This is a genomic window from Flavobacterium sp. WG21 (assembly GCF_000335775.1).
In the GTDB taxonomy this organism is placed as follows: domain Bacteria; phylum Bacteroidota; class Bacteroidia; order Flavobacteriales; family Flavobacteriaceae; genus Flavobacterium; species Flavobacterium tructae.
On the sequence record NZ_AMYW01000026.1, the window covers coordinates 18,007 to 39,627 of the forward strand.

General features: G+C 35.7%; 20 protein-coding genes and 2 tRNA genes. 12 read left to right on the forward strand and 10 right to left on the reverse strand.

Annotated elements, in window-relative coordinates:
- The first annotated feature begins 25 nt into the window (after positions 1–25).
- Both C245_RS0116725 and folK read left to right on the forward strand, forming a co-directional pair.
- On the forward strand, positions 26–1,150 hold the full coding sequence (locus tag C245_RS0116725) for a carboxypeptidase-like regulatory domain-containing protein (RefSeq protein ID WP_157495890.1): 1,125 nt from the start codon (positions 26–28) through the stop codon (positions 1,148–1,150).
- Between the two features lie 58 nt (positions 1,151–1,208).
- Positions 1,209–2,345, forward strand: coding sequence for a 2-amino-4-hydroxy-6-hydroxymethyldihydropteridine diphosphokinase (gene folK / locus C245_RS0116730; protein ID WP_017497758.1), 1,137 nt, complete (start codon positions 1,209–1,211; stop codon positions 2,343–2,345).
- A 57-nt stretch (positions 2,346–2,402) separates the two neighbouring features.
- Here folK and C245_RS0116735 read toward each other — a convergent pair whose 3' ends face one another.
- On the reverse strand, positions 2,403–2,939 hold the full coding sequence (locus C245_RS0116735; RefSeq protein ID WP_017497759.1) for an RNA methyltransferase: 537 nt from the start codon (positions 2,937–2,939) through the stop codon (positions 2,403–2,405).
- 74 nt (positions 2,940–3,013) lie between these two features.
- Positions 3,014–3,436 (reverse strand): DUF1573 domain-containing protein, encoded by a 423-nt coding sequence (locus C245_RS0116740; RefSeq protein ID WP_017497760.1) that lies wholly within the window; start codon positions 3,434–3,436, stop codon positions 3,014–3,016.
- Between the two features lie 157 nt (positions 3,437–3,593).
- On the opposite strand from C245_RS0116740, the gene mutS reads away from it, so the two are divergent.
- The 4 genes from mutS to C245_RS0116760 all read left to right on the forward strand — a co-directional run bounded on the left by mutS (position 3,594) and on the right by C245_RS0116760 (position 7,188).
- Complete coding sequence (gene mutS, locus C245_RS0116745) at positions 3,594–6,200, forward strand: DNA mismatch repair protein MutS (protein ID WP_017497761.1); 2,607 nt, start codon at positions 3,594–3,596, stop codon at positions 6,198–6,200.
- 151 nt (positions 6,201–6,351) lie between these two features.
- Positions 6,352–6,424 (forward strand) — tRNA-Gly (locus C245_RS0116750).
- 14 nt (positions 6,425–6,438) lie between these two features.
- A tRNA-Leu gene (locus C245_RS0116755) sits at positions 6,439–6,524 on the forward strand.
- 283 nt (positions 6,525–6,807) lie between these two features.
- Positions 6,808–7,188 carry a hypothetical protein gene (locus C245_RS0116760; RefSeq protein WP_017497762.1) on the forward strand — a complete coding sequence of 127 codons (381 nt, stop codon included), beginning with the start codon at positions 6,808–6,810 and terminating at the stop codon, positions 7,186–7,188.
- A gap of 182 nt (positions 7,189–7,370) precedes the next feature.
- Here the strand turns inward: C245_RS0116760 and C245_RS0116765 are convergent, their stop codons facing one another.
- Together C245_RS0116765 and C245_RS0116770 are read right to left on the reverse strand one after the other, a co-directional pair.
- Entirely contained in the window at positions 7,371–7,595 is a 225-nt protein-coding gene (locus C245_RS0116765) for a hypothetical protein (protein WP_017497763.1), read from the reverse strand.
- Positions 7,596–7,940: 345 nt separating this feature from the next.
- The gene (locus C245_RS0116770) at positions 7,941–9,170 is read right to left on the reverse strand and encodes a 3-deoxy-D-manno-octulosonic acid transferase (protein ID WP_017497764.1); all 1,230 of its coding nucleotides are present in this window, start codon (positions 9,168–9,170) and stop codon (positions 7,941–7,943) included.
- Positions 9,171–9,305: 135 nt separating this feature from the next.
- On the opposite strand from C245_RS0116770, the gene C245_RS0116775 reads away from it, so the two are divergent.
- From C245_RS0116775 to C245_RS0116785, 3 genes are all read left to right on the forward strand, one after another.
- Positions 9,306–10,439, forward strand: coding sequence for a DegT/DnrJ/EryC1/StrS aminotransferase family protein (locus C245_RS0116775; protein WP_017497765.1), 1,134 nt, complete (start codon positions 9,306–9,308; stop codon positions 10,437–10,439).
- 43 nt (positions 10,440–10,482) lie between these two features.
- Positions 10,483–11,496 carry a UDP-glucose 4-epimerase GalE gene (gene galE, locus C245_RS0116780; RefSeq protein ID WP_017497766.1) on the forward strand — a complete coding sequence of 338 codons (1,014 nt, stop codon included), beginning with the start codon at positions 10,483–10,485 and terminating at the stop codon, positions 11,494–11,496.
- Positions 11,497–11,613: 117 nt separating this feature from the next.
- Complete coding sequence (locus tag C245_RS0116785; RefSeq protein ID WP_017497767.1) at positions 11,614–11,811, forward strand: hypothetical protein; 198 nt, start codon at positions 11,614–11,616, stop codon at positions 11,809–11,811.
- A 392-nt stretch (positions 11,812–12,203) separates the two neighbouring features.
- Here C245_RS0116785 and fabD read toward each other — a convergent pair whose 3' ends face one another.
- Together fabD and C245_RS0116800 are read right to left on the reverse strand one after the other, a co-directional pair.
- A complete protein-coding gene (gene fabD / locus C245_RS0116795; protein ID WP_017497769.1) occupies positions 12,204–13,079 on the reverse strand; it encodes an ACP S-malonyltransferase in 876 nt (291 codons plus the stop codon).
- Positions 13,080–13,151: 72 nt separating this feature from the next.
- Complete coding sequence (locus C245_RS0116800) at positions 13,152–13,514, reverse strand: hypothetical protein (protein WP_017497770.1); 363 nt, start codon at positions 13,512–13,514, stop codon at positions 13,152–13,154.
- Positions 13,515–13,699: 185 nt separating this feature from the next.
- On the opposite strand from C245_RS0116800, the gene C245_RS0116805 reads away from it, so the two are divergent.
- Positions 13,700–14,560 carry a helix-turn-helix domain-containing protein gene (locus C245_RS0116805; RefSeq protein ID WP_017497771.1) on the forward strand — a complete coding sequence of 287 codons (861 nt, stop codon included), beginning with the start codon at positions 13,700–13,702 and terminating at the stop codon, positions 14,558–14,560.
- 152 nt (positions 14,561–14,712) lie between these two features.
- Here the strand turns inward: C245_RS0116805 and C245_RS0116810 are convergent, their stop codons facing one another.
- The 4 genes from C245_RS0116810 to C245_RS0116825 form a co-directional block, all read right to left on the reverse strand.
- Entirely contained in the window at positions 14,713–15,246 is a 534-nt protein-coding gene (locus tag C245_RS0116810; RefSeq protein ID WP_026110121.1) for a YceI family protein, read from the reverse strand.
- Positions 15,247–15,495: 249 nt separating this feature from the next.
- Positions 15,496–15,726, reverse strand: coding sequence for a (4Fe-4S)-binding protein (locus C245_RS0116815; protein ID WP_017497773.1), 231 nt, complete (start codon positions 15,724–15,726; stop codon positions 15,496–15,498).
- 173 nt (positions 15,727–15,899) lie between these two features.
- Positions 15,900–16,616 carry a pirin family protein gene (locus tag C245_RS0116820; protein WP_017497774.1) on the reverse strand — a complete coding sequence of 239 codons (717 nt, stop codon included), beginning with the start codon at positions 16,614–16,616 and terminating at the stop codon, positions 15,900–15,902.
- Between the two features lie 283 nt (positions 16,617–16,899).
- Positions 16,900–18,381 carry a helix-turn-helix domain-containing protein gene (locus C245_RS0116825; protein WP_017497775.1) on the reverse strand — a complete coding sequence of 494 codons (1,482 nt, stop codon included), beginning with the start codon at positions 18,379–18,381 and terminating at the stop codon, positions 16,900–16,902.
- Positions 18,382–18,580: 199 nt separating this feature from the next.
- On the opposite strand from C245_RS0116825, the gene aceB reads away from it, so the two are divergent.
- Positions 18,581–20,182, forward strand: a complete 1,602-nt coding sequence (gene aceB, locus C245_RS0116830; protein ID WP_017497776.1) for a malate synthase A — start codon at positions 18,581–18,583, stop codon at positions 20,180–20,182.
- A gap of 120 nt (positions 20,183–20,302) precedes the next feature.
- Entirely contained in the window at positions 20,303–21,583 is a 1,281-nt protein-coding gene (gene aceA / locus C245_RS0116835) for an isocitrate lyase (RefSeq protein ID WP_017497777.1), read from the forward strand.
- Positions 21,584–21,621 lie beyond the last annotated feature (38 nt).

The window sequence follows — 21,621 nt, forward strand, 5'->3', positions numbered from 1 at the left end:
GGCTTTTATGCCGGGGCTCAAAAAAATGCAAACTAAAAAAGTGGTCGTCGATAAACTGACAAAGCTTCCTCTGGAAAAAGTAAATATTTACAATCAAAAGGACAATTCAATAACGAATGAGGAAGGTGTTTTTTCTTTTATTTCCGATCAGGATGAATTGAATTTTAGTTTGATTGGATATGAAAATCTGAAACTCAGCTTTGCCGAAATAAACAAACAGGATACGATCTTTTTGCAAAGTAAAACCATTGAACTTGATGAAGTAGTGGTGGGAGAAGAAATGGCTATAATGAAAAAAGTATATGCCAAAATGAAAGAGAATTACATATTCGAACCGTACAATGAAAACTTCTTCTTGCGATGTGTCTTGAAACGAAATGATGAATTGGAAAGATTACAGGATATTTATGGTAAAGTATCGAGAAAAAGCATCTTTAAATCAAAAACACAACCGGACAATAAATGTGAAGTTGAGATTCTGAATATGAGGAAAGTTGGAATAAAAGATAAGGCTGATTTTGTGTATTTCGAATTTCAGAGTTTCGAAAAATTATTTGACATAAATGCTATGATCTCTATCAAAACGGAAGATTTCGAACTTACTAAGGAAAAAAATGTAGCCGGTGATTTTTTTAAAATTAGTTTTATCAAAAAGTCAGAAAATACAATTGCACAAAAAACCAGTGGTTATTTTATAATTAATAAGAATGACTATGCTATTGTAGAAACCTATTTTGATCTTTATGATAATGGAGAAAAAGTACCGTTTCAAAAAAAGGACAAAGTAGAATATCGAACCACCAGTTTTAAAACCACTTCAAATTATAAGAAGAGTGCCAGCACCAATAAGTATTATTTGAATAATGCAAAATCGGATGTTAGGGTGGAATTACTTGTAAGTGAAAAAAATATAAAAGCGTTTTATGATTACAGTACCAATTTTTTTGTAACCAATAGTTTTATTACCGAAAAAGCAAAGTCAAATTTGTCGATGGATAAGGATATTTTTAAAGTGAAATTTCCTTACTCAGAACAATTTTGGAAAAGCCAGAACCAACTACCCTTAACAAGCGATTTAAGTGCTTTTTTGAAGAGGGTTTCAGAAAACAAAGAGAACAAGAAAGAGTTTGAAATAGTTGGAAACTTCTAGCTCTTGAATCAAATAATGTAGTTAATTCTAAAATAGTTTTAGTTAATTTGCATTAATTATGAAGTCACAGCATCAAATCGTTTTATCAATAGGCAGCAATCAGGGAAACAGGTTAACAAACATCGAAACGTGTATCGATTTGATACATAAAGAAGTGGGGACTGTAATCAGGGTTTCAAAACTGTATGAAACTCCTGCCTGGGGGTTTGAGAGTGATGCTTTTTATAATTGTGCATTGGTTTTGCATACCTATTTATCGGCGCAAAAAGTATTAAGTCAGGTTCTGAAAGTAGAAAAAAAATTAGGCCGAATCAGATCTGAGCAACAAGGGTATCAGTCCCGAATTATCGACATTGATCTGATTACTTACGATGATGAAGTTATTGCGTCCGAAAAATTGCAGATTCCACATCCGTTAATGCAAAACAGAAAGTTTGTTCTGCTTCCTATGCAGGATTTAGGTGTAGACTGGGAACATCCTGTTTTTCAAAAATCCATTACAGAATTAATTGCACTCTCGCCAGACGATAGTGTTTGTGAAGTAGTTCAGGAATTGAAAAATCCGATACGCGAAATTGCGTTGGAGAACTTCAACTACATTGCCTTCGAAGGAAATATTGGGGCAGGGAAAACCACTTTGGTGCAAAAAATAGCGGAGGATTTTAATGCAAAAATGGTTTTAGAACGTTTTGCCGATAATCCTTTTTTGCCAAAATTTTACAAAGATCAGAACAGGTACGCTTTTCCGTTGGAAATGTCTTTTCTGGCAGACCGTTATCAGCAGTTATCAGATGATCTGGCACAATTTGATTTGTTTAAAGATTTTATTGTAGCCGATTATCATATCTTTAAATCCTTGATTTTTGCTAAAATTACCCTTGCCGAAGACGAGTATCGATTGTATCGAAACTTGTTTGATATTATCTATAAAGAAATGCCAAAACCGGATTTGTATGTTTATTTGTATCAGAATTCTGAAAGGCTGCTGCAAAACATCAAGAAACGCGGACGCAACTACGAACAGAATATTGAGGCAGGTTATCTGGATAAAATCAATAATGGTTATTTAGAATATATTAAATCCCAAACTGATTTAAACGTGTTGATTATTGATGTTTCTGATCGTGATTTCGTGAAAAATCATAAAGATTACCTTTTTATCTTGGACGAAATCCAGAAGAAGATTTTTAATTAGAAAATTAGATAATGGGGCAATTATCACATTATCTAATTATCTAAATTGACGCATTATCTATTTGGGCCAGTTTAATTTTTGAAATAAATCCCAAACCACAATTCCCGCGCTTACGGCAATATTTAAAGAGTGTTTGGTGCCTAATTGTGGAATTTCGATACAGCCATCACAAAGCGCAACTGCTTCCTGAGCAACTCCGTAAACCTCATTGCCAAAAACCAATGCATACTTCTGATTTTTCTCCGTTTTAAAATCCTGAAGGAAAATAGAGCTTTCCACCTGTTCGATGGCAAGTGTCAGTACATTTTCTTTTTTAAGATTTTCGATTACTTCCAATACATTTTCGTGATGTTCCCATGCAACAGTCTCAGTCGCGCCAAGAGCCGTTTTGTGAATTTCTTTATTGGGTGGAGTGGCGGTAATACCACACAGGATTATTTTTTCAATTAAAAATGCATCAGCGGTCCTGAACACAGATCCAATATTGTGCAGACTGCGAATATCATCTAAAACTAAAATCAAAGGAGTTTTGTCTGATTTTTTAAAATCCTCTATTGATTTACGGTCCAGTTCGCTATTTTCAAGTTTTCTCATAGGTTTATTCAGGTCATAAAAAAAGCTTCCAAAGTTAAGGAAGCTTTTTGAATTATTCTATTTTACTTTTTAGATTAGCTTTTTACCGGATCTGGTAAAACAGTACCTTTAATAGTAAGTACTTTTGTTGGTTGTCCTTCAGCATTAGAAGTTACAGTTACAGTTTTTGTAAAAGCACCAACTCTGTCAGTAGCATATTTTACACCAATAATACCTTTAGCACCAGGAGCGATTGGCTCTTTTGGAGTTGTTGGTACTGTACAACCGCAAGATCCAGTTGTGTTTGTGATGATAAGAGGTTTAGTTCCATTGTTTACAAAAACAAATTCACGTTTCCCATCTGCATTATGAGCAATAGTTCCATAATCAATGGTTTCTGTTTCGAAAGCCATTCCTGCACCTTCTACTTTGGCAATTTTTCCTTTTTTATTGCTTTGAGCATTAGAAGCTGTAATTCCAACTACAGCTAACATAGCGATTAAAATTATTTTTTTCATCTTTTTAGAGTCTTTTTTAATTAAGACAAATCTATGTAAAATTCTTATATCTCAACTTAAAAAAAGCTTAAAATATTTTAATTTTTGCACTACTTCGATATTCCTTCAAAATGTCATAAATTCGCTGTCTTAATTTTTTCATTTAAAATACAATAATTTGGCAGCGAAAGAGAAAGTGGTTAAAGAGACACCTTTAATGAAACAATACAATGAAATCAAGAGAAAATATCCTGATGCCTGTTTGCTTTTTAGAGTAGGAGACTTTTATGAAACCTTTGGAGAAGATGCTATTAGAGCCTCAAAAATTCTGGGAATAACATTAACCAAAAGAGGCGCCGGTTCTGATACAGAAACCGCTTTGGCCGGTTTTCCGCATCACTCTGTCAATACGTATTTGCCAAAATTAGTCAAAGCCGGACTTCGTGTGGCGATCTGTGATCAGCTGGAGGATCCAAAAATGACTAAAACTATTGTGAAAAGAGGTGTTACTGAATTGGTAACTCCCGGAGTTTCTTTAAACGACGAAGTTTTACAATCTAAATCAAATAACTTTTTAGCATCAGTTTATTTTGCTAACAAAAATATCGGAGTTTCCTTTTTGGATGTTTCTACAGGAGAGTTTTTAACGGCTCAGGGAAATGCAGAGTACATCGACAAATTGCTGCAAAACTTCAACCCGAGTGAGGTTTTGGTCCCGAAACAGAATAAAAGTGACTTTAAAGATGCTTTTGGAGATGATTTTCATAGCTTTTATTTAGAAGACTGGATTTATAAGGAAGATTATGCTCTGGAAACGCTGACGAAGCACTTTCAGACCTCTTCCTTAAAAGGTTTTGGAGTAGAAGAATTAAGAGAAGGAATTATTGCTTCCGGAGCAATTTTGTACTATCTGTCAGAAACGCAGCACAATCGTGTGCAGCATATTACAGCGATTCAGCGTATTGCCGAAGATGCTTATGTCTGGATGGATCGTTTTACCATTAGAAACTTAGAATTGTATCACAGTTATAATCCAAATGCGGTTACCCTTTTGGATGTGATTGACAGAACGCTTTCGCCAATGGGAGGGCGTTTGTTGAAACGCTGGCTGGCTTTGCCTTTGAAAGACAGTGGTAGGATAAAAAGCCGTCATGATGTGGTTTCTTATTTAAGGGCCAATTCAGAGGTTTTGCAAAGTATCCAGTATCAAATCAAGCAAATCTCAGATTTAGAGCGTTTGATTTCTAAAATAGCAACAGGAAAAGTCTCACCACGTGAGATTGTATATCTGAAAGAATCGTTGGATGCGATTATTCCAATTAAAACCCTGGCACTTGAAAGTCCGCAGGAAGCGGTGAAGGTAATAGGAGATAGTCTGCATGCCTGTGATTTGTTAAGAGAAAAGATTAAAAATACTTTAAATCAGGATGCGCCTGTCGCGGTGGCTAAAGGAAATGCTATTGCAAAAGGAATCAGTGAAGAGCTGGATGATTTGCGTGCTATTTCTACTTCCGGAAAAGAATATTTGGAGGGAATTGAAAAAAGAGAATCGGAGCGTACCGGAATTTCTTCGCTTAAGATCTCGTTCAATAATGTTTTTGGTTACTATATTGAAGTTAGAAACACACACAAAGATAAAGTTCCTGAAGAGTGGATTCGTAAACAGACGTTGGTTAATGCAGAGCGATATATTACCGAGGAATTAAAAGAATATGAAACTAAAATTCTGGGAGCAGAAGAGAAGATCTACAAGATAGAAACAGAGCTTTTTGAGCAATTGGTGATCTGGATTGGAACTTATATCAAGCCAGTACAGATGAATGCTAATTTGGTGGCACAGCTGGACTGTTTGTGTTCGTTTACACAATTGGCTATAGAGAATCAATATGTATGTCCTGAAATTGATGAAACGTTTGAGTTAGAGATCAAAAACGGACGTCATCCGGTTATTGAAAAGCAATTGCCGGTTGGAACGCCTTATATTGCTAATGATGTTTATTTAGACAGAGAGACGCAGCAGCTAATTATGATTACCGGTCCTAACATGTCCGGTAAGTCTGCTATTTTGAGACAAACGGCTTTAATTGTATTGTTGGCTCAAATGGGAAGTTTTGTTCCTGCTGATAGTGTAAGAATGGGAATTGTAGATAAGATTTTTACCAGAGTAGGTGCTTCGGATAATATTTCGATGGGAGAATCTACTTTTATGGTAGAGATGAATGAGACCGCTTCTATTTTGAATAACATCTCAGATCGCAGTTTGGTACTTCTGGATGAAATTGGAAGAGGAACCAGTACATATGACGGGATTTCGATTGCCTGGGCGATTGCCGAATTTTTACACGAACACCCGGGAAGACCTAAGACTTTGTTTGCAACGCATTATCATGAATTGAATGAAATGACAGAATCGTTGCCAAGAATTCAAAATTATAATGTTGCGGTAAAAGAGTTAAAAGACAACGTGCTTTTTATTCGTAAACTGGTAAAAGGAGGAAGTGCTCATAGTTTTGGAATTCATGTAGCAAAAATGGCCGGAATGCCTCAGATTGTAATTTTGAAGGCGCAAAAGATGTTGAAAAAACTGGAGAAAAACCACTCAAGTGAAGCGTTAAATGGTGTAAAGTCTGAAAATGATGAAATGCAGATGAGTTTCTTTAATTTAGACGATCCTTTGCTGGAGGAGATAAAAGAAGAAATTTTGGGGCTTGATATTAATGCGATCACACCGGTTGAAGCATTGATGAAACTCAATGAGATTAAAAGAATGTTAGTACGAAAATAAATTTCATATTTAAAGTTTAGGTTATCAGAAAGTTATAAAATAAGTAGATTTTTTTTTCAAAAAACGCTTGTGTAATTGAATAAATGTCCTAAATTTGCACTCGCAATACAGAACAAATCAAGTGTTGCAGTTCTTAATTAGAATTTGAAATGCGAAAATAGCTCAGTTGGTAGAGCGCGACCTTGCCAAGGTCGAGGTCGCGGGTTCGAGCCCCGTTTTTCGCTCTATATCATCTAATGCTCGGATGGTGAAATTGGTAGACACGCTGGACTTAAAATCCAGTGAACAGCAATGTTCGTGCGGGTTCAAGTCCCGCTCTGAGTACTAAAGCCTCTTCTTTTGAAGAGGCTTTTTTTATGGTGTAAATCCAGAAGTTCTAAAATAAATCTGCGAAGCAGATTTATTTTAGAGAATCTAAGAATCTAAGAATCTAAGAATCTAAGAATCTAAGAATCTAAGAATCTAAGAATCTAAGAATCTAAGAATCTAAGAATCTAAGAATCTAAGAATCTAAGAATCTAAGAATCTAAGAATCTAAGAATCTAAGAATCTAAGAATCTAAGAATCTGAAATCAATAATCTAAAATTTAAAATCTAAAATAATAATATGGGTGCCTTTGTAATTAGTAAACGTTTTAATGATGAATATAAATTCGTATTTACTTCGAGAAAGGGCAAGGTGATATTTACGAGTCTTAGTTATGAATTGAGGTTTGAGTGCGAAGAAGATATCGAGAAGTTTAAGGTGAATATTGAGATAGCTCGGTTTTTAAAGTTTAAAGGAGCTGGGGGAAGGTATTTTTTTAAATTGATGTTGGGAGAGCTTCATTTTGCTACAAGTCGAAAATACACAACGGAATTGCTTTTGCAGAAAGGAATCAAGGAAATTGTGACTTATGCTTCTAGAGCTGAGATTTTGGATTTTTCCTCAAGTGAATCTATTTTTGAAGATGAAGTTGTGGGTGAGGAAGTGGAAGTGGAGGATTAGGAAATAAAAGAGTGTCTTTTGTTTTCTAGGTTTTGGTAATTGTATAAAGGCCTGGTGAGTTTTGAAGACTTATCAGGTCTTTTTTTATAGTGTGTGTTGTGGTTTTGTTTTTGTTGATTATAAGGCATAAAAAAAAGCTATCTGCAAAGAGATAGCTTTTTATTTTTTTGAGTAATTTAGAATTACTTTTTAGCAGGAGCAGCAGCTTCTTCAACTTTTGCAGCAGCAGAGTCAACTTTTGCAGCAGCAGAATCAACAGTTGCAGCAGCAGAATCAACTACAGCAGCAGCAGAATCAACAGCAACAGCAGTAGAATCTACAGCTTCAGTAGCTGCAGCGTCAGCTTTTTTACAAGATACAACAGTTAAAACAGCAACAACAGCTAAACTTAAAAATACTTTTTTCATCTTACTTTATTATAAAAGGTTAATTATTAATTCGTGGCAAAGATATAAATTTTTAATATGTAAAATATTTTTTATTTTTTTTAAAATATTTTCATTGCTCACGATTATCTTATTTATCAAACAATGTGCCAAATTAATAATAATATGTTAAATTATGGTATATTTTGTCTAAATTATTTTTTATTGAAGATTCAATAAGAGAATTGGGGGTTTTTACACTCTTGGTTGCAGTTTGTTTTGTGTTTTTTAGAATATTAGGTAGTGCTGAAAAAAAACAAAAGAGCTTAAATAAGCCCTTTTGTGTGTAATGTTGTTTCTGAATCACGTGCGATTCGTATAAAAAGGTTACGCGACGATATTCATGATGCTGTTTGTAGCTCCTTTATTGTTCTGAATATACGATTTGCAAATTTGACTCTTTTCTTCTAAAAACGCTTTGTCCTGAAGCAAACGATCAAGAGTTTGCTTTAATTCCTGATTATTCGAGATGACAAGGCATCCCTTGAGCGCTACCAGTTCAGTTGCTTCGGCAAAATTCGAGTAGTTGGGACCAATTACAATTGGAATTCCAAAAGTAGCAGGTTCTAATATATTATGGATTCCGGGATTTCCAAATCCGCCGCCAACATAAGCAATTGTCCCGTAACTGTAAATTTTAGTCAGTAATCCAATAGTGTCTATAATAAAGACATTGTAACTAGATAAATCGGCATTTTCTTTTTCAGAGAATAATATTGTTGATTTAGTAATTTGCGCTTTCAGGCTTGAGATCTGATCACTCTTAATGTTGTGAGGTGCAATGATGAATTTTACATCTTCGGATGCCTGGTTGATGTATTCTGCTAATAATACTTCATCTTTAGGCCAAGAGCTGCCTATAATGATGGTTGGGGTATTGTTTTTGAATTTTTCGATAAAATCCAAAGTGTTGTCTCTTTCTAAAATAGCATTTACACGATCAAAACGAGTGTCTCCTGAAACAATAACATTGTCAAAGCCAATACTCTTTATTTTTTCTTTTGAATTTTCGTTCTGAACAAAAAAGTAAGTGAATGCTTTTAATGCTTTTCTGTAAAAACCACCGTACCATTTAAAAAACATCTGATTGTCTCTGAAAATTCCGGAAATTAAATAGGTCGGGGTTTGGCTTTTCTCTAATTCATTTAAGTAATTCAGCCAAAATTCATATTTTATGAAAAATGCCAACTCAGGATGAGCAAGCTTTAAGAATTTCTTGGCGTTGCTTTTAGTGTCCAGTGGAAGGTACAGTGTAACAGCTGCGGTGGTATTGTTTTTTCGGACTTCGTAGCCTGAGGGAGAGAAAAAGGTAACGATGATTTTGTGCGCAGGGTATTTTTCTTTGATTTTTTCGATTACCGGAAGGCCTTGTTCGTATTCACCAAGCGAGGCCGAATGAAACCAGATGGTTTTATCTGAAGGCTTTATCTTTTCTTCAAGAATCGTGAAAACATTTTTACGACCTTCGACAAAAAGCTTAATTTTCGGACTAAAAAGTGCTACAATTTTCAGAAAAAAGCCAGCAATAGAAATAACTAAATTATAGAGAAAAAGCATCTGTTTGTTTTTGTGGCTAAATTACGGTTCTTTCGATTATTTTCATTGGTTTGAAGGTATTAAATAACTATTTTTGTTCCTCCTTTTAGAGACGCTGAATGAAATGCAAGTCTTTAATTTTAAAATATATTGAAAATGAAAAAAATTCAAATGGTTGACCTAAAAAGTCAATACGAAAAAATAAAAACTACAGTTGATGCCTCTATTCAGGAGGTCTTGGATACCAATACTTACATAAATGGCCCTTTAGTACACCAGTTTCAAAAAAATCTGGAAGACTATCTGGGGGCAAAACACGTGATTCCGTGTGCAAACGGAACCGATGCTTTGCAAATTGCCATGATGGGATTAGATTTGAAACCGGGCGATGAGGTAATTACGGCCGATTTTACTTTTGCAGCTACTGTTGAGGTAATTGCTTTGCTACAATTGACGCCGGTTTTAGTAGATGTTGATGTTGTAAATATGAACATCGATATTGAAGCGCTTAAAAAAGCAATTACACCAAAAACAAAAGCAATTGTTCCGGTACATTTATTTGGACGTGCAGCAAACATGGATGCTATTATGGAAATTGCTGCCGAACATAATTTATATGTAATCGAGGACAATGCACAGGCAATTGGAGCAGATTATATTTCTAAATCAGGAGCAAAAAGCAAAGTTGGAGTAATTGGTCATGTAGCGGCAACTTCATTTTTCCCGTCTAAAAATTTAGGCTGTTATGGAGATGGAGGAGCAATTTTTACAAACGATGATAAACTGGCGCACATCATTCGCGGGATCGTAAATCACGGAATGTACGAGCGTTACCACCATGATGTTGTAGGAGTGAATTCACGTTTGGATAGTATTCAGGCCGGAGTTCTAAATGCAAAATTGCCATTGTTAGACGAGTACAATGCAGCACGTCGTTTAGCAGCAACAAAATACAATGCAGCTTTTGCCGGAAACACACATATTATTACACCGGAATTTGATGCAAGCCAAAATGATCATGTTTTTCATCAATATGTATTGAGAATTATTGATGCAGATCGTAATGCTTTGATGGAGCATTTATTGGATAAAGGAATTCCGTGTGCGATTTATTATCCGATTCCGTTGCATTCACAAAAAGCTTATGCTGATTCTCGTTACAAAGAAGAGCAGTTTCCGGTGACCAACCAATTGGTAAAGGAAGTAATTGCTTTGCCAATGCATACAGAACTGGATGATGAGCAAATTAAATTTATAACCGATTCTGTTTTGGAATTTTTGAATAAATAATAAAGATTAAACCAAATAAACAACAGCACAAAATAACCACAAAATGAAAGTATTAGTAACAGGAGGATTAGGATTTATTGGTTCTCACACCGTTGTAGAATTGCAAAATGAAGGTTTTGAAGTAGTCATTATTGACAACCTTTCCAATTCTACAGAAGATGTTTTAAAAGGAATTACGTCCATTACAGGAAAAACACCTTTGTTCGAAAAGTTGGATTTAAGAGAAAAAGCGTCGGTTCGGGAATTTTTTAAAAAGCATAACGATGTTACCGGAGTAATTCATTTTGCGGCTTCAAAAGCAGTTGGTGAAAGTGTTGAAAATCCATTGTTGTACTATGAAAACAATATTGCTTCATTAGTATATTTATTGCAGGAATTGCAGCAAAAACCTGAAGCGAGTTTTATTTTTAGCTCGTCTTGTACCGTTTATGGTCAGGCCGAAAAAATGCCAATTACTGAAGATGCTCCGGTACAGGCGGCGATTTCGCCTTACGGAAATACGAAACAGATAGGCGAAGAAATTATTACGGATACCGCTAAAGTAACCAATATCAGTGCAATTTTATTGCGTTATTTTAACCCGGTTGGAGCTCATGCAACGACTGAGATTGGCGAATTACCAATTGGTGTTCCTCAAAATTTAGTACCTTTCATTACACAAACAGGTGTAGGACTGCGTCAGGAATTATCGGTTTTTGGAGATGATTATCCAACTCCTGATGGTACGGCAGTTCGTGATTATATTCACGTAGTAGATTTGGCAAAAGCGCACGTAATTGCCTTACAGCGTTTGTTGGCTAAAAAGAATTTACAAAAAGTAGAAACTTTCAATCTAGGAACCGGAAAAGGAAGTTCGGTTTTAGAAGTGATTCATAGTTTCGAAAAAGTAAGCGATAAAAAATTACCTTATAAAATTATGCCGCGTCGTGAAGGTGATATTACAGAAGCTTACGCAAATACAGATAAAGCAAATAATGTTTTAGGCTGGAAAGCCCAATTAAGTTTAGACGAGGCCATGGCAAGTGCCTGGAAATGGGAACAGAAAGTTCGTTCTTAACTTTTTTTAGACCAAAATAAAATATAAGAAAAGCCCAGATAATCTGAAAAATTATTTGGGCTTTTTGTTTTTGGCTTAATTTATTTTTTAAATTTGTAAGAATAAATTGTAGGAATTATGCAAAAGAAAAAAGAAGAAGTTAGAGCTAGCAAGGTGGAAGAGCCTGCTGTAGAATATGAAGTTCAAAAATCTAAATTTAAAGGAATTGATCAGGAAACTTTTGATTTTGATGCCGAGTTTGCAAAAGGACTGACTTCAGAGGAATTTAAAGCTGAAATGTTTAAGAGAATTCAAGCTTATCCGTGGAAAAAGTAATTTTTGAAAAAGAAGTTCTTGACTATTTTGATGATTTAGTTTTTGCACTTTTTAAAGAGGAGTATTTTGGTTTTCCTGAATCAGCTCAGAATTATGTAGATAAGATAGTTGTTTTATTATTTCAGATATTTCGAGTTTTCCTCACAAGAAAACACCAAAATTACTCCAATATTTAGGTTCAAATTATATTTTTTACAAACCCAATGCCAAGCCAACCTGGTATATCTTCTTTGAAAAAAGAAATCAAAATTATTTGATAACCGGAATTGTAAATAATTACAGTGCAGAAGCAAAAGGGTTATAAAAAACAAAATCCTCATAAACAATCTTGTTCATGAGGATTTTTTTTATGGAGTGAGTAACTGAAAACTGTTACTGAGACTAAATACTAATTATGCATTCGCAGTAACCGCTTCTTTGTCAATTTTGTTGATCAAACCTGCTAACACTTTTCCCGGACCAACTTCAGTGAATAAAGTAGCGCCGTCAGCGATCATTTGCTGAACAGATTGTGTCCATTTTACCGGAGCAGTCAATTGTATGATTAAGTTCTTTTTGATTTCGTTTGCATCCGAAACAGCATTTGCGGTTACGTTTTGGTAAACCGGACAAACAGGAGTTGAGAATGTAGTGGCTTCAATTGCAGCAGCTAATTCTTCTCTTGCTGGTTCCATCATCGGAGAGTGAAATGCTCCTCCAACAGGTAAAATTAAAGCACGTTTTGCGCCGGCAGCTTTCATGGCTTCGCAAGCTTTTTCAACAGCTGAAGTTTCTCCAGAAATTACCAATTGTCCCGGACAGTTGTAATTTGCCGCAACAACGATTCCATCAATAGAAGCACAAACTTCTTCTACAATATTATCAGCTAAACCTAAAACCGCAGCCATTGTTGATGGAGTGATTTCACAAGCTTTTTGCATAGCTAAAGCACGTTGAGAAACTAATTTAAGACCGTCTTCAAAAGACAAAGTTCCGTTGGCAACCAAGGCTGAAAATTCTCCTAAAGAATGTCCTGCAACCATTTCTGGTTTAAAATCGTCTCCTAAAGTTTTAGCTAAAATAACGGAATGTAAAAATACCGCAGGCTGTGTAACTTTAGTTTCTTTTAGTTCTTCGGCAGTACCTTCGAACATGATATCTGTAATTCTAAAACCTAAAATTTCATTAGCTTTTTCGAACAATTCTTTGGCTAAAGCCGATGTTTCATATAAGTCCTTGCCCATTCCTGTAAATTGTGCGCCCTGACCCGGAAATACGTATGCTTTCATTTGTCTAATTTAAAGATTGAATTTTTTTGAATTGAAAATTAGTTTCAATTGAAAGGCAAAAGTAGCATTTTTTTACTTCGTATAATCCTTAAACATGTAAATCCATGCTAATCTTGAAAATCGAAGATTGAAAGAAGTGAGCAGGGTAATGACGACAGCGATAATCGGAATGATTCTTAAATCGAAATTCTTTTCGAAGAAAAATTGTGCAATACAGTACGTTGCAATTCCCTGAGCGACTGTTAATCCGTAGTTTACATACATAGCGCCAAAGAAATAACCAGGCTCTTTTTGAAACTTATAATTACAGTGACTGCAAAATTCGTTCATCTTTGGAAGGCCAAAAGTGAAAAAAATATTTTTATCTGTAAAAACCTTTCCTTTATGACAAATGGGACATTCGTTGCTTAAAATATGAGTTAATGCACTTGACATGATCTTGTTGTTTTTTATTTATACAAAGGTAATTCAGAACAGGATTAAAGTCTTTTTTATATCTTCGCTACTTATAGCACAATAAAGACATTTATTATGATATCGCCTACCTTAAACGAATTTGTAAACGAAAAACAGGATTGGGCGATCGCATATATGACCAGTAAAAAATAAATTCTACTTATATGAAAAAATACCCGGTTTATAGTGTTCAGAATTTTAGCTGTAATGATATTCATCGTGATTTTTATGTCAATACCTTCAAAGAGCATTTAAAAAGTCACAGTTTTGTAGAAGAACCACACCGGCATGATTCATATTTGATGGTGTTTTTTACGAAAGGCTCGGGACAGCACGAAGTTGATTTTGATCAGTTTGAAATCAAAAAAGGAAGCTTGTTTGTGCTGCAGCCGGGACAAATGCATCATTGGAGTTTATCTGAAGATGTTGAGGGCTTTGTGATTATTTTTTCGCAGGAGTTGTATAATTTATATTTCGGACAGAAAAAAATCAACGAATATAATTTTTACCATTCGATTCACAATCGGCCGGAAATGGTTTTTGAAGAAAAAGGAATTACTAAAATCCGTCCTTATTTTGACTTATTAATTCAGGAAAGTACTCAGGAGGGGCGATATCAACTGGATAAAATGTTGAATTTGCTGGATTGTATTCATATTGAAATAGCCCGCAAATACAACGAAACCTATTCGCATCAGGCGCATTCGTATAACATTAAAATTGACAAGTTTGAAATGCTTTTGGAGCACTATTTCAAACAAGAAAAATTACCGTCTTTTTATGCTGAAAAGTTAAGTATTACTTTAAAACATTTAAACCGTATCTGCAATGAAATTCTGCAAAAAACGGCCACAGAAGTGATTACGGACCGAGTGATTCTTGAAATTAAAAGAATGTTGATTGACAAACAATTAGCGGTTAACGAAGTAGCGTTTAAAGTAGGCTACGAAGATTATTCGTATTTCTCCAGATTCTTCAAAAAACAAACCGGACTATCGCCAACGGAATTTAGGAATAAGAAGTAAAAAAGAGTTGGGCTTCGACTTCGTTCGGCCTGACACTTGAGCTTTAAAGTTATCAAATGTCAGGCTGAGCGAAGTCGAAGCCTCGTCCCTACAAACAAAGCCCTGCAGATGCAGGACTTAATAACCAATCAATTAAATTCTGGGATATTGAATTAAGCTTGTTTTGCAAACTGTAATTCAATGTTTAATTTTACTTCTTCTCCAACCAGAACACCGCCGGTTTCAAGAGCTGAGTTCCAGTTTAGGCCCCAATCTTTACGGTTTATTTTTCCTTCGATATTTAATCCGACTTTTGTGTTTCCCCATGGATCAGTCATAGTTCCGCTAAACTCTACCGGAAAAGTCACTGATTTTGAGATACCTTTAATGTTTAGATCTCCGGTTAATTCATAGCTCCCTTCATTGATTTTTTTGAAAGAAGAACCTTTGAAAGTTAGTTTTGGATGATTCTCAGCATCAAAGAAATCACCACTTCTTAAGTGATTGTCTCTGTCTGTATTTGCAGTGTCAATAGAAGTAATATCTCCTGAAAATTCGATTGCAGCATTCTCGAAGTTGTCTCCTTCTGTGTTGATTGTTGCATCGTAAGTTCCAAATTTACCTGAAACATTTGTAAACATCATATGTTTAACTTTAAAACCAATTTCTGAATGTGTTGGGTCTATTGACCATTTTGTAGTTGTCATAATTTTATCTTTTAAATAATTAATTTCATTTTGATAGGACAAAGTTACGGTGGTAGTGAGCGTAAGGGACTTAACCTAGATTAAGAAATAAAAAATGCGATGACTTTTTGAGTATCGCATCTTTTATTGTTGCTCTGAGTTCCCCGGTTAGAGAGAAGAGTCTTCGGTTTTTTTGCCAAGGATTAAAGGATTTTTATGGATTGGTACGTTTCAATTCAGAAAAAATCTCTTTCATCTGTCGTAAGAAAATTAGCTTTTGTCATTCATGTAAAAGCTCAATGCTCCCGATGGGCATTTGTGAATGGTTGAAATAATTTTTTCTGTTGTAGAGCCTTCAGGAATGATCCATGGTTTTTCTTTTGGGTGAAAAACATCGGGATTGTTTTTTACACAATTGGCAGAATGAATGCATTTTCCGGACTGCCATACAATGGTTACTTCTCCATTGCTATATTCTTTCGTAAGGTCATTTGGATTCATGATTGAAAATTTTAGCGGTTAATTTTAGTTTTAAATTCAGACCAATTTTCTATTAATAAATTTAATACTTCTTTTTGATTTTTTTGTGCTTTGAGAAAAAAAAGAAACGATAACATGCTGTGATACAGAATGGTTATCGTTTCTTTTGAAGTGTATGTGATGTGTCTTACAAATTAGTAATTCATAGGAACTTCCATCAGCAGGAATTCGGCCTCAGTGTTGGCTTTGATGTTTAAAGTTTCAAAATCAGAGATTCCCATTGCATCACGAGTGTTCAATTCCTGACCGTTTATCGTTACATTTCCTTTTAAGATAAAAACGTAGACTCCGTTTCCTTCTTTTTTTAATTTATAAGTTGTAGCGATTCCGGAATCGAAATTTCCCATATGAAACCAGGCATCTTGATGGATCCAGACTCCTTCATCATCAGCATTTGGAGATAAAACCTGAGACAGTTTGTTGTGTCTGTCGGCAACATCTAAAGTGATTTGTTGGTAACGCGGCGTTACATTTCTTTGGTTAGGAAATAACCAGATTTGTAACAACTTAGTCTGTTGATCAGCATTTGGATTGAATTCACTATGTTGGATTCCGGTTCCGGCACTCATCACCTGAATGTCACCATTTTTAATGATTTCGGTATTCCCCATGCTGTCTTTGTGTGCTAAATCACCTTCTAACGGAATGGTAATGATTTCCATATTATCGTGAGGATGAGTTCCAAAACCCATTCCGCCTGCAATAGTATCGTCATTCAGAACGCGAAGCGCTCCAAATTGAATTCTTTCTGGGTTGTACCAGCTCGCAAAGCTAAAACTGTGATAGGCATTAAGCCATCCGTGATTTGCATTTCCTCTTGTTTCTGCTTTGTGTATTACTATATTTTCCATGATGATAATTGTTTTGTTATTTTTTATAGTACAAATTTACGATCAACATGCCTGAAAAGCACTTAATGTAGATTAAGAAAAGGTTCTTAGGTTCTGAGTTGCTAAGGGGCTAAGGTTTTTAGTTGCAAAGGGACAAAGGTACAGAGGGTTTTGCGACGACTGAGATTGGCTTGATTTCCGTGTTTATGATCTAAACATTCTAATAATCAAATAGTTAAATGATCTAAGGATTCAATAATCCAACAATCCAACGATCTAAGAAGTCTAACAATCTAAAAAAAGACTAGCTGTATTGCGAAATAAACTGCTGTACAACAGCATCTGTATTCTCGTGGCGTTTTTTCTTTTCCAATGCGATAGGCGGAGCGGCTCTTTCGAGGCAGTCTTTTACATCACAGGTTTCGCAGGTGACCCCTACAATTCGTTTGACAAGTGGTTTTCCTTCGATGAATTTGAATTTCTTTTTCATGGTTGGATTAATTAAAATACCAACCGAAATACTGCGTATGTTGTCTTTGATGAAAGGATCTTTTGTGGCCGATGAAAAAACCAGATATTCATTTCCGCTATGGATATAACTTGAGATCTGAGCATCAAAAAAGTGTGGTTTGTTTTGTTTTATAGCTTCGTCTATGGTTTTTACCGAAACCCATCTTCTGCAATAATGCTCGTTGGTTTCGTTTGCATGTGGTTCTTGTTGATTGGTAATGTGTAATTCCTTTTTGATTTGGTAAAAATCAGAACCAATTTTATGCGACATTCTTAAAAAGAATAAGTTCTTTAAATGGAAATCTTTTGGGAGTAAATTGGTTAATCTTTGATAAAAAGATTCCGGTGAAACTTCAAAACTTTCGATCAGCGTTACAAATTCTTCTGGATTTGGCTTTTCGTTATTTAAAAAGTCATTGATTCTATTTACTAACAACTGTCTTGGCAGTAGTAAAGCACCTGCGAAATAAGAAGCATAGAAATTATGCAATACCTGGTCAAAGTTTTCAAACTTGATCCAGCTGAACGTCAGTAAACGATCGGATAAGTTCAGATAATTATAAGCAATTTCTTTGGCCAGAATAAAAGCTTTTTGCGGATCGTCGATTTCTGTTGAAAGTAAGAGGGTTTTGCTTTTTGGTACGTAGATGGAACGCAGATCTTCTAAGGCTTCCTGATCAGTGAAGGCAATTTCTTTTATGGTGTAGTCAAATTCCTCTTTAAGAATGGCTTCCAGTTCTTTAATAGTGATCTTAGAGTCTAAATTAATTTGAAAGGACTTAGAAAAAGCAATGACCTTCTCTTCTAAATCTTCAAAATAATTACTGTGAGCCTCCTGATACGAGCGTAAGGCAGCCAGGAAAAAACTCTCTCTGCTCAGATTGTAATGCTGGGCAATTTCGATAATGGTGCTGATAAACGCATTGACCTTGGCAGGGGCATTGGCAATAATATCAATTAAATCTGCTTCCTGAATGCCAAAAAGCTCCAGAGGAATCTCTTTTAAAATTCCTGATTTTAAGATTTCTCCAATCGGGGCGAGGTTATTATCGAGTTTTAGCGAAACCATTTGGTCGTAAGTGACGTCCAGATGTTCGCATAAAAGCAAAATTTTATCGGTTTTGGGATATTTTTTTCCTTTCTCAATCTCGTTCAAATACGATTTTGAAAGATTGGTCAGTTTCGCCAAACCAAAAAGAGAGAGGTTTTTCTGAGTACGAACCTGCTTCAGTTTTAGCCCAAAAATCAGCTTTATATAGTCTTTTTCGATATCCATAATATCAAATGTAAGTAATCTAAAAATAATCGCCAAAAAAAGTTTTTTATAAATTTAGCGAACGTTCGCTTGTTTTGTAAAAAACTTTTTTTCTAATATTGTGGTGTAGAAAATATTAACGGTCAGATTGTTATAATAGAAAAGATCTTTTATTAGCAAAAAATGACGAATAATGAAGAACTAATCAAAAGCAACAGCGATGAAAAACCAATTAGAGATTACCGAGACGGCTATGGAGTTTTTGGCCGAAAAGAAGCTTTCTTATCCAAAGATCTGGACAGAAGAGGCAATTGTTTTTATAACCGAACTGCATCGAAAATTCGATTCGCAACGAAAATTATTGTTACTGCAACGCGAACAAAAACAAACCGCTTTTGATCAGGGAGTCATGCCGTCTTTTCCTTCAGAAACCAAAACCGTCAGAGAAAGTAATTGGGTGGCAGGAGAAATTCCAAAAGATTTACAGGATCGTAGAGTTGAGATTACGGGACCGGTTGATCGCAAAATGATTATCAATGCGTTGAATTCAGGAGCGAAAACTTTTATGGCGGATTTTGAAGACAGTACTTCTCCGACCTGGCAAAATTTAATGGACGGACAAGTGAATTTGATTGATGCGGTTAACAAGACGATTTCTTATACCGATTTGATTAAGCATAAATCGTATCACCTGAATGAAAAGATTGCGACATTGATTGTGCGCCCACGTGGATTGCATTTACCGGAAAAACATCTTTCGATTGATGGGAATGCGGTTTCAGGTTCTTTAGTAGACTTTGGTTTGTATGTTTTTCATAATCATAAGAGACTTTTAGAAAATAACTCAGGACCTTATTTCTACATTCCAAAATTGGAACATTATCTGGAAGCACACTGGTGGAATACCGTAATCGATTTTACCGAAGATTATTTGAAGTTAGAAAGAGGGACGATCAAGGTTACTGTTTTAATTGAAACCATCACAGCAAGTTTTCAGCTGGACGAAATTATTTTTGAATTGAAGGAGCATATTGTGGGATTGAACTGTGGGCGTTGGGATTATATTTTCTCTTACATTAAAAAATTCCGCAAGCATTCCAAGTTTATTGTTCCGGACCGTGATCAGGTCAATATGACTTCGCCTTTTATGAACGCTTATTCGAATTTGGTGATTCAAAGGTGCCATAAACGGGGTATTCATGCCATCGGAGGGATGGCTGCTCAAATTCCGATTAAAAATAATGAGGAGGCAAATGCAATTGCTTTCGCAAAGGTAAAAACCGATAAAGAACGTGAAGTAAAGAATGGTCACGATGGAACGTGGGTAGCGCATCCGGATTTGGTTGCTCTGGCTAAAAATGTTTTCGATGCCGGAATGCCAACTCCCAATCAAATTCATGTTAAAAAAGAATATCGCAAAATAACAGAAGCAGATTTGATAGAGCCGCCAATTGGAATTATAACAGAAAATGGGGTTCGTAAAAACATTAATGTTGGGGTTTTGTATTTGGCTTCATGGCTGAACGGACAAGGCGCCGCAGCCTTACACAATTTGATGGAGGATGCTGCTACGGCCGAGATTTCAAGATCGCAATTGTGGCAGTGGCTTCAGAATAAGGTGACTTTGGATAACGGACAAATACTGAATCTGACGTATTATCATGAGTTGGCTTTAGATGAATTCAAAAAAATTAAAGACGAGCTGGGAGAGGAAAATTACGAAAACCGTCAATTCCCGTTAGCGGAGAAAGTTTTGGAAAGACTGGTTGTAAATCCCGATTTCGTTGATTTTTTAACCCTTCCATGTTACAAATATTTATAACAAACGTTGCGCTGATCATTAAAAATCTGCGTGAAAAATAAACCTTTTACAAGTCACAGTCAGAACTGTAAACTGCGACTGCAAACTATTTACTTACTAACTAACTTAACTTATATTTTTATGAAAACAACAGAAGACAGAATTCAGGAATTGATTAACGATTGGATCACAAACCCAAGATGGAAAGGTGTTGAACGTCCGTATACCGCTACTGAGGTGGTTACGCTTCAGGGCTCTTATCATATTGAGCATTCTATTGCTAAAATGGGGGCGGAGAAATTATGGAGAAAGTTAAAAAGTCAGGATTATGTTGCTGGTTTAGGTGCTTTAACAGGAAATCAGGCGATTCAGGAAGTCGATGCTGGTTTAGAAGCGATTTATTTGAGTGGCTGGCAAGTGGCTGCCGATGCAAATCTGGCAGGAGAAATGTATCCTGACCAATCGCTTTACCCTGTGAATAGTGTACCGATGGTAGTTAAAAAAATTAATAGTGCCTTGTTGAGAGCTGATCAGATTCAGGTGGTAAACCAGGTTGAAGATAAAAAAGATTATTTGGTTCCGATTGTAGCCGATGCAGAAGCCGGTTTTGGCGGAAATTTAAACGCTTTCGAATTGATGAAATCGATGATTGAAGCGGGTGCTTCTGGTGTTCATTTTGAAGATCAGTTGAGTTCTGCTAAAAAATGCGGGCATTTGGGCGGGAAGGTTTTAGTACCTACTCAGGAAGCGATCAACAAACTGATTGCGGCTCGTTTGGCTGCTGATGTTATGGGAGTTTCGACATTAATTGTAGCCAGAACAGATGCGGATGCAGCTAATTTGCTAACCAGCGATGCCGATCCGAGAGATGCAAAATTTATTACCGGAGAAAAGACCAATGAAGGTTTTTTCTATGTAAACAGCGGAATCGATCAGGGAATTGCAAGAGGTTTGAGTTATGCTCCTTATGCTGATTTGATCTGGATGGAAACTAGTAATCCTGATTTGGTTTATGCCAAGAAGTTTGCAGACGCAATGAAAAAAGAGTTTCCGGGTAAAATGTTGGCCTATAATTGTTCTCCGTCTTTCAACTGGGCGGCAAAATTATCAGTAGCAGAAATGGAAACTTTCAGAGAGGATCTGGCGGCTATGGGGTATAAATTTCAGTTCATTACTCTGGCAGGATTCCATGCTTTAAATACCAGTATGTTCGAATTGTCTAAAGCGTATAAAGAACGTGGTATGGCAGGATATTCTGAATTGCAGGAAAGAGAATTTGCTTTGCAGCAAAATGGATTCAGAGCAGTAAAACATCAGGCTTTTGTAGGGACTTCTTATTTTGATGCGGTTCAAAATACGGTAACAATAGGAAGGTCTTCCACTACTGCAATGAAGCATTCAACAGAGGTTGAACAGTTTTAATTCTTTGTTTTTACCATTAAGATATTAAGAAAGTTAAG

Bases quoted from the DNA above. Each gene is read 5' to 3' on its own strand.
- folK (WP_017497758.1), top strand. From the start codon at position 1,209: ATGAAGTCACAGCATCAAATCGTTTTATCAATAGGCAGCAATCAGGGA.
- C245_RS0116775 (WP_017497765.1), top strand. From the start codon at position 9,306: ATGAAAAAAATTCAAATGGTTGACCTAAAAAGTCAATACGAAAAAATA.
- C245_RS0116785 (WP_017497767.1), top strand. From the start codon at position 11,614: ATGCAAAAGAAAAAAGAAGAAGTTAGAGCTAGCAAGGTGGAAGAGCCT.
- galE (WP_017497766.1), top strand. From the start codon at position 10,483: ATGAAAGTATTAGTAACAGGAGGATTAGGATTTATTGGTTCTCACACC.
- C245_RS0116735 (WP_017497759.1), bottom strand. From the start codon at position 2,939: ATGAGAAAACTTGAAAATAGCGAACTGGACCGTAAATCAATAGAGGAT.
- C245_RS0116740 (WP_017497760.1), bottom strand. From the start codon at position 3,436: ATGAAAAAAATAATTTTAATCGCTATGTTAGCTGTAGTTGGAATTACA.
- C245_RS0116815 (WP_017497773.1), bottom strand. From the start codon at position 15,726: ATGAATCCAAATGACCTTACGAAAGAATATAGCAATGGAGAAGTAACC.
- aceB (WP_017497776.1), top strand. From the start codon at position 18,581: ATGAAAAACCAATTAGAGATTACCGAGACGGCTATGGAGTTTTTGGCC.
- C245_RS0116800 (WP_017497770.1), bottom strand. From the start codon at position 13,514: ATGTCAAGTGCATTAACTCATATTTTAAGCAACGAATGTCCCATTTGT.
- C245_RS0116825 (WP_017497775.1), bottom strand. From the start codon at position 18,381: ATGGATATCGAAAAAGACTATATAAAGCTGATTTTTGGGCTAAAACTG.
- C245_RS0116765 (WP_017497763.1), bottom strand. From the start codon at position 7,595: ATGAAAAAAGTATTTTTAAGTTTAGCTGTTGTTGCTGTTTTAACTGTT.
- C245_RS0116805 (WP_017497771.1), top strand. From the start codon at position 13,700: ATGAAAAAATACCCGGTTTATAGTGTTCAGAATTTTAGCTGTAATGAT.
- C245_RS0116820 (WP_017497774.1), bottom strand. From the start codon at position 16,616: ATGGAAAATATAGTAATACACAAAGCAGAAACAAGAGGAAATGCAAAT.
- C245_RS0116725 (WP_157495890.1), top strand. From the start codon at position 26: ATGCAAACTAAAAAAGTGGTCGTCGATAAACTGACAAAGCTTCCTCTG.
- fabD (WP_017497769.1), bottom strand. From the start codon at position 13,079: ATGAAAGCATACGTATTTCCGGGTCAGGGCGCACAATTTACAGGAATG.
- C245_RS0116760 (WP_017497762.1), top strand. From the start codon at position 6,808: ATGGGTGCCTTTGTAATTAGTAAACGTTTTAATGATGAATATAAATTC.
- C245_RS0116810 (WP_026110121.1), bottom strand. From the start codon at position 15,246: ATGACAACTACAAAATGGTCAATAGACCCAACACATTCAGAAATTGGT.
- C245_RS0116770 (WP_017497764.1), bottom strand. From the start codon at position 9,170: ATGCTTTTTCTCTATAATTTAGTTATTTCTATTGCTGGCTTTTTTCTG.
- aceA (WP_017497777.1), top strand. From the start codon at position 20,303: ATGAAAACAACAGAAGACAGAATTCAGGAATTGATTAACGATTGGATC.